Source organism: Escherichia albertii NBRC 107761 = DSM 17582 (assembly GCF_000759775.1).
In the GTDB taxonomy this organism is placed as follows: Bacteria; Pseudomonadota; Gammaproteobacteria; order Enterobacterales; family Enterobacteriaceae; genus Escherichia; species Escherichia albertii.
In genome coordinates this window covers 24,511-30,638 of the sequence record NZ_BBMY01000051.1, presented here as the reverse complement: position 1 = coordinate 30,638, position 6,128 = coordinate 24,511, and the positions used below count along the sequence as shown (strand labels likewise).

The 6,128-nt window shown below is 48.6% G+C and carries 7 protein-coding genes; 3 read left to right on the top strand and 4 right to left on the bottom strand.

Going from position 1 to position 6,128, the window contains the following annotated elements; translation table 11 throughout:
* Positions 1-660, top strand: a 660-nt coding sequence (locus EA14781_RS11150; RefSeq protein WP_042335637.1) for a TOPRIM nucleotidyl transferase/hydrolase domain-containing protein, incomplete at its 5' end; no start/stop codon positions are given.
* Positions 661-828: 168 nt separating this feature from the next.
* Here the strand turns inward: EA14781_RS11150 and copM are convergent.
* From copM to silR, 4 genes are all read right to left on the bottom strand, one after another.
* Positions 829-1,179 (bottom strand): CopM family metallochaperone, encoded by a 351-nt coding sequence (gene copM, locus EA14781_RS11145; protein ID WP_000647570.1) that lies wholly within the window; start codon positions 1,177-1,179, stop codon positions 829-831.
* Positions 1,180-1,326: 147 nt separating this feature from the next.
* Positions 1,327-1,758 (bottom strand): silver-binding protein SilE, encoded by a 432-nt coding sequence (gene silE / locus EA14781_RS11140; protein ID WP_000790485.1) that lies wholly within the window; start codon positions 1,756-1,758, stop codon positions 1,327-1,329.
* A gap of 244 nt (positions 1,759-2,002) precedes the next feature.
* Entirely contained in the window at positions 2,003-3,484 is a 1,482-nt protein-coding gene (gene silS / locus EA14781_RS11135) for a copper/silver sensor histidine kinase SilS (protein WP_000555736.1), read from the bottom strand.
* Positions 3,477-4,157 carry a copper/silver response regulator transcription factor SilR gene (silR, locus tag EA14781_RS11130; RefSeq protein WP_000697968.1) on the bottom strand — a complete coding sequence of 227 codons (681 nt, stop codon included), beginning with the start codon at positions 4,155-4,157 and terminating at the stop codon, positions 3,477-3,479. Before silR ends, silS begins: the two co-directional genes overlap by 8 nt.
* A gap of 189 nt (positions 4,158-4,346) precedes the next feature.
* On the opposite strand from silR, the gene silC reads away from it, so the two are divergent.
* Together silC and cusF are read left to right on the top strand one after the other, a co-directional pair.
* Positions 4,347-5,732: a Cu(+)/Ag(+) efflux RND transporter outer membrane channel SilC gene (gene silC / locus EA14781_RS11125; protein WP_000475506.1), complete on the top strand. Its 1,386-nt coding sequence runs from the start codon at positions 4,347-4,349 to the stop codon at positions 5,730-5,732.
* Positions 5,733-5,759: 27 nt separating this feature from the next.
* Entirely contained in the window at positions 5,760-6,113 is a 354-nt protein-coding gene (cusF, locus tag EA14781_RS11120; RefSeq protein ID WP_001246155.1) for a cation efflux system protein CusF, read from the top strand.
* Positions 6,114-6,128 lie beyond the last annotated feature (15 nt).

Sequence of the window (6,128 nt, the reverse complement as noted above, 5' to 3'; positions counted from 1 at the left end):
GTGACAGCGGGTGAACCCGTAGTAAAAATGCCGGATGACGCAGTGCTGAAGGAAGCCACTGAAAGCCTGGGGGTGCTGCCAGAGACCGGTATGGAAAGGGCGCAGGGGATTGTTCTGGTAGAGGGAAAGTCGGATGTTACTTTCCTGAGGCATGCGGCCAGTTCATTAAAACAGTCAGGTGCGCTGCCAGCCTCTCTGGAGGACGTGAAAATAGTGCCAGTCCTCATAGGAGGGTGTGGTAGCGTCAAACACTGGGTTACATTGAATCTGGCCAAAGATCTGGGGCTTCCCTGGTGCGTATTTCTGGACTCCGATATTGGGGGAGACCCTGCACAGGTTCTGTCCATCCAGAAGCGTAAAAAAGAAGTAGAGGAGGCCGGTAAGGTATTTTTCGCTACGCGCAAACGTGAGATAGAAAACTATCTGTGCCCGGATCTTATCGAGGAAATTACTGGTGTAGCCGTCACGTTTACGGACACCTGTGACGCTAAAAAAATAATCGGCCGGGCTGTGGGAATGAAACCCGATAATGTACTAGATAAATTCTGGCCTCAGATGACATCAGAAAGAATCATCTCAAGATCAACCTATCATGACGGAACGCAGGAGAGAAGCGAGCTGGTTGAGATCCTGAGCGACATTGTATCCATGACGAGATAATGTATTAAATAAGCATCTCAGGTGCATATATTCCGGTCCTCAACAAAGGACCGGAGTACAGAGTAGTAAAAACCCGAAATTAATCGGGTTTGAATTATATAAAGATTAACCGACTCCCGCGCCCAGGAACGATGTAAAATCACGCTTGTCGTGACATTTCTACAATGTTTACTTTTGACTATCAAGCCATTTATTCATCTGCTCAATTTCACCTTTTTGAGCTTTAATGATGTCCTGCGCGAGCTTTCTCATTTTCGGATCTTTTCCGTATTTGAGCTCGGTCTCAGCCATTGCTATTGCCCCTTCATGGTGCGCTACCATGCCTTTCGCAAAAGCCTTGTCGGGATCGGACTCATTTACGGCAGCCATCATTTTGTCATGCATGTCTTTCATGCCAGCCATATATTCCTGTGACGAAGCCGAGGTAGATATATCAGTCATTTTCATTTCTGAATGTTCTGCTGAAATCGCTGGCAGGGATAACATTAATACTGCAAATAAAGTGTTTCTGGCTTTCATAAAAAATATCCTTTTAGCGTTGATGCCCGTTAACTGTAGCAGAATCTGATAAAAATGCCCCCTGTAGGGGGCAAAGATGTTGCCATATATCCGGTTACGGAAAAATCTATCAAGGAAATAAGGACAGCACAGATACTTCCCTCGCCGTCAGCCTGCACTGAGCATGCGACGATGCGCTTCGGCCATGGCCTGATGTGGGCCAGACTGACCGTTATTCATAAATTCATGGGCAACTGCAGCTCTTTCATGCTCATTCATTGCCGCTAATGACTTCGACGGCCCGGTAGGGGAAACGGTCTGACTTCCCATCATCCTCTGATGACTTTCCACCATTTTCTGGTGCGCATCCGCCGACCCGTTCGTCATGGTTTCATGAGCAATAATGGCCTGTTCATGCTGGTCCATACCGGCCATACGAGGTGCAGTCCCCTGGATCCCGACAGGAGCCGCAGCAGACTGCATCTGGTGAGCAGGTGCCTGTGCATTGTTGACCCGCTCATGGATATTCACGGTTTCAGTGGCCCAGGCCGAAGAAATTAAGCCAAAGCCCAGCAAGGATGCTAATACGATATTTTTCATGATAACTCTCCATTTCTTAATTAGTGATGTCCGGGGGAGTACAACCGGTGTTTTCAGTTCCATAACTGAAACAGGTTCGGAAGTGTTTATTTCTCCGGGAGGGGACTGGATATTCATTTCCTGGCGTCCACTGACGCCGGATATTGATAAAGCAATCCAGCCTTCCTGATAAGTTGCACTAATTATATCGAATGGCTTCTGTTTGCTGCATGACAGGCTAATGACATCTTTGTCATTTAAATCTTTATTCCCAGCACTGGGTGTCCGGAATCATTTTCTCCAGTCTGGGCACGGATAAGATAAAACGCGTTGAGTGTACGTCCGATTCCACCTGCACTCTTCCGTGATGTGCTTCCACGATTGACTTCACAATCGCAAGGCCGATGCCGCTGCCTTCTCCTTTTCGTTGTCTGGACGGATCCACCCGATAAAAACGGTCAAACAACCTTGATAAATGCTCTTCAGGGATTGGTTTCCCCGGATTTTCAATCACAAGGTCAAAAAAGCTCTCCTGCTCTCTTATTGAGACGGTGATTGCCTGTCCCTCCGGGGTATAACGCAGGGCATTGGATAACAGATTATTGATCGCCCTTCTGAACATTTGTGGATCTCCCTCAACCAGGCAGGGCATCCCGTTAAATTTGAGCGTGATATTGCGTTCTTCGGCCCAGGCTTCGAAAAACTCGAAGACTTTCATGACTTCCGCTCTGAGGTCAAACATGACCCTGTCAGGTATCAGCTGATTATTATCTGCCTGTGCCAGGAACAGCATATCGCTGACCATTTTGGTCATCCGGTTATACTCTTCAAGACTGGAATAGAGGACATCCTCAAGTTCCCTCTGTGTTCGATCCTGACTCAGTGCGATTTCAGTCTGCGTCACCAGATTGGTGATGGGCGTTCTGATCTCATGCGCGATATCGGCAGAGAAATTGGCCTGGCGGGTAAAGACATCCTCAATCTTTCCAATCATATGATTGAACGAGATAACCAGTTGCTCCAGCTCAATGGGAACGCGTGTCGGTTCCAGTCGCGCATCAAGATTCTCGGAGGTGATGTTTTTAATGGCATTGCTGACATTACGAAGGGGCAGGTGCCCCTGACGGACAGCGATTCGAATGATCAGAACAATCAACAGGCTTATCACGACGGCAATAGCAATCAGGTTCTTTTTCAGCGCATCGAGGTAATGGAGATGGAAATTAATGGATAGGCCAGTCAGCATGACATAGTTCTGCTGTTTGCCCTGAAATATCGCCTGACCAGAGGAGGCGATAATCCTGTATGTTTCCATCTTCATTTCGGACCCGGTATCCATCGGTCCCGCAGGATCCTCCACCGTCCAGAGAAAGACATCCCGTGCGCGGCTGTGCTCGCTAAAATCTGCTGAATTCACTGCCGGGCGTAGTGCCGCCCCCTGAGCTGAGCTAAAGAGCACTTCCCCCCTGGGATTGAGGAGCAAAAGGGCAACGTTGCGGTAGCTGGCAATTGATTCCTTTATTTTGCTTATTTTTTTATCATCCGGATCCACCGGGGACTGCAGTATACGGTTCAGTGTGGTGCTGATTTGTTGAAGATCGCTGACATCCTGCTCGGCAAAATGATTTTCAACAGAATGCAGCATAAACCAGGTGAATGCGATAAAAGCCAGTATCGTGGACAGGCTGATAAAAAAGGTCAGCCGCAGAGCGAGTGAGAAAGGGCGTCTGGAAGGTTTGCTATGCATCCGGGACCTCCAGCATGTAGCCCACGCCCCGGACTGTCTGGATCAGCTTTGTCTCGTAATCGTTGTCTATTTTAGCGCGGAGTCGCTTTACTGCGACATCGATCGCATTAGTGTCGCTGTCAAAATTCATGTCCCAGACCTGAGAGGCAATCAGGGAGCGGGGAAGAACCTCTCCCTGATGGCGAATGAAGAATTCCAGCAGGCTGAACTCTTTACTGGTGAGCACAATGCGGTTTCCGGCGCGACTGACTTTTCTGGATACGAGATCAATCGAGAGGTCAGCCACCTTAAACTGGCTTTCCGTGATCATCGTGTTTCCCCGCCTCAGAAGGGTTCTCACCCGGGCGAGCAGTTCGGCAAACGCAAAGGGTTTAACCAGATAATCGTCCGCACCCAGTTCCAGTCCTTTGACCCTATGTTCGATCGTGCCGAGGGCTGTCAGCAGTAAGACCGGCATACCCTTTCCGGCAGTGCGCAGCATGCGGATGATATCCCAGCCGTTCACATCAGGTAGCATGATATCCAGAATGACTAAATCATACTCGGCTGTCATGGCGAGATGATATCCGGTAAGACCATTATCAGCGTGATCCACTACGAACCCTGCCTCTGTAAGCCCTTTGCTGAGATATTCACCTGTTTTAATTTCGTCTTCGACGATCAATATTTTCATCTTGCTCCCCGGCTGGCTGCTAATGTCATTCTATTGCGCCCACGATCGTTATCAACGGATTACAGCAAAAATGACAACATTGTCATTATCCTGTCACCCGGCAAACAGAGAGCGTTAGGTAAAGTACCCCTATCAATACTCTGGACTTCATTTGAACCATTTACCAGGTCTGCCTGGACGAGAAGCGTTATGTTCAAATTAAAATTACTCAGCATTAGCACGATATTCATCCTGGCAGGCTGCGTGTCGCTTGCGCCTGAATATCAGCGGCCCGCAGCACCGGTACCCCAGCAGTTTTCACTGTCCCATAACAGCCTGACGCCAGCGGTAAATGGCTATCAGGATACGGGCTGGCGTAACTTTTTTGTCGATCCCCAGGTTACCCGGTTGATCGGTGAAGCTCTGACTAATAACCGTGATTTGAGAATGGCTGCCCTGAAGGTTGAAGAGGCCCGAGCCCAGTTCAACGTCACGGATGCAGATCGTTATCCCCAGCTGAATGCCTCATCCGGGATAACATACAGCGGTGGTCTGAAAGGTGACAAGCCGACCACACAGGAGTACGACGCGAGACTGGAGCTCAGCTATGAGCTCGATTTTTTCGGCAAACTTAAGAACATGAGTGATGCTGATCGCCAGAACTACTTTGCCAGCGAAGAAGCCCGTCGGGCCGTACACATCCTGCTGGTATCCAACGTTTCACAAAGCTATTTCAGCCAGCAACTGGCGTACGAACAACTTCGTATTGCGCGGGAAACGCTGAAAAATTATCAACAGTCCTATGCTTTCGTTGAGCAGCAGCTCGTGACCGGGAGTACGAACGTTCTGGCACTTGAACAGGCGCGAGGACAAATCGAAAGTACCCGCGCCGAAATAGCCAAACGAGAAGGCGATCTGGCTCAGGCAAACAATGCCCTGCAACTGGTGCTGGGAACGTACCGCGCACTTCCGTCAGAAAAAGGGATGAAAGGCGGGGAGATAGCCCCAGTAAAATTGCCACCAAATCTGTCTTCACAAATTTTGCTGCAGCGACCGGATATTATGGAAGCGGAATATCAGCTGAAAGCGGCTGATGCCAATATTGGCGCAGCGCGAGCGGCCTTTTTCCCCTCAATTACCCTGACCAGTGGTCTTTCCGCAAGCAGTACGGAGCTGTCCAGCCTGTTTACGTCAGGAAGTGGAATGTGGAATTTTATCCCTAAAATTGAAATTCCTATATTTAATGCTGGCAGGAATAAAGCCAATCTGAAGCTGGCTGAAATTCGCCAGCAACAGTCGGTGGTTAATTACGAACAAAAAATTCAGTCAGCCTTTAAGGATGTTTCCGACACGCTTGCGCTGCGCGACAGCCTTAGCCAGCAACTTGAGTCACAGCAGCGTTATCTTGATTCACTTCAGATAACTCTCCAGCGTGCCAGAGGATTGTATGCAAGTGGTGCTGTCAGTTACATCGAAGTGCTGGATGCAGAACGTTCCCTCTTCGCTACCCAGCAAACCATTCTCGATCTTACCTATTCCCGGCAGGTTAACGAAATTAATCTGTTTACCGCGCTGGGTGGCGGTTGGGTAGAGTAAATTTATTTAATTAATCAGGAAATTAAAATGCGTAATTCACTTAAAGCCGTTTTATTTGGTGCCTTCTCTGTCATGTTTTCTGCCGGTCTTCATGCTGAAACACATCAGCATGGCGATATGAATACTGCCAGTGATGCTTCGGTACAGCAAGTTATCAAGGGCACCGGTGTCGTTAAAGACATTGATATGAATACTAAGAAAATCACCATTTCGCATGAAGCAATTCCAGCGGTGGGCTGGCCTGCAATGACCATGCGCTTTACTTTTGTTAATGCAGACGATGCTATTAATGCCCTGAAAACAGGCAACCATGTCGATTTCTCGTTTATTCAGCAGGGCAATATCTCCTTACTCAAAAGCATTAACGTGACGCAGTCCTGATTGGCTGTCCGGAGC

Bases quoted from the DNA above. Each gene is read 5' to 3' on its own strand.
- silS (WP_000555736.1), bottom strand. From the start codon at position 3,484: ATGCATAGCAAACCTTCCAGACGCCCTTTCTCACTCGCTCTGCGGCTG.
- silR (WP_000697968.1), bottom strand. From the start codon at position 4,157: ATGAAAATATTGATCGTCGAAGACGAAATTAAAACAGGTGAATATCTC.
- cusF (WP_001246155.1), top strand. From the start codon at position 5,760: ATGCGTAATTCACTTAAAGCCGTTTTATTTGGTGCCTTCTCTGTCATG.
- silC (WP_000475506.1), top strand. From the start codon at position 4,347: ATGTTCAAATTAAAATTACTCAGCATTAGCACGATATTCATCCTGGCA.
- silE (WP_000790485.1), bottom strand. From the start codon at position 1,758: ATGAAAAATATCGTATTAGCATCCTTGCTGGGCTTTGGCTTAATTTCT.
- copM (WP_000647570.1), bottom strand. From the start codon at position 1,179: ATGAAAGCCAGAAACACTTTATTTGCAGTATTAATGTTATCCCTGCCA.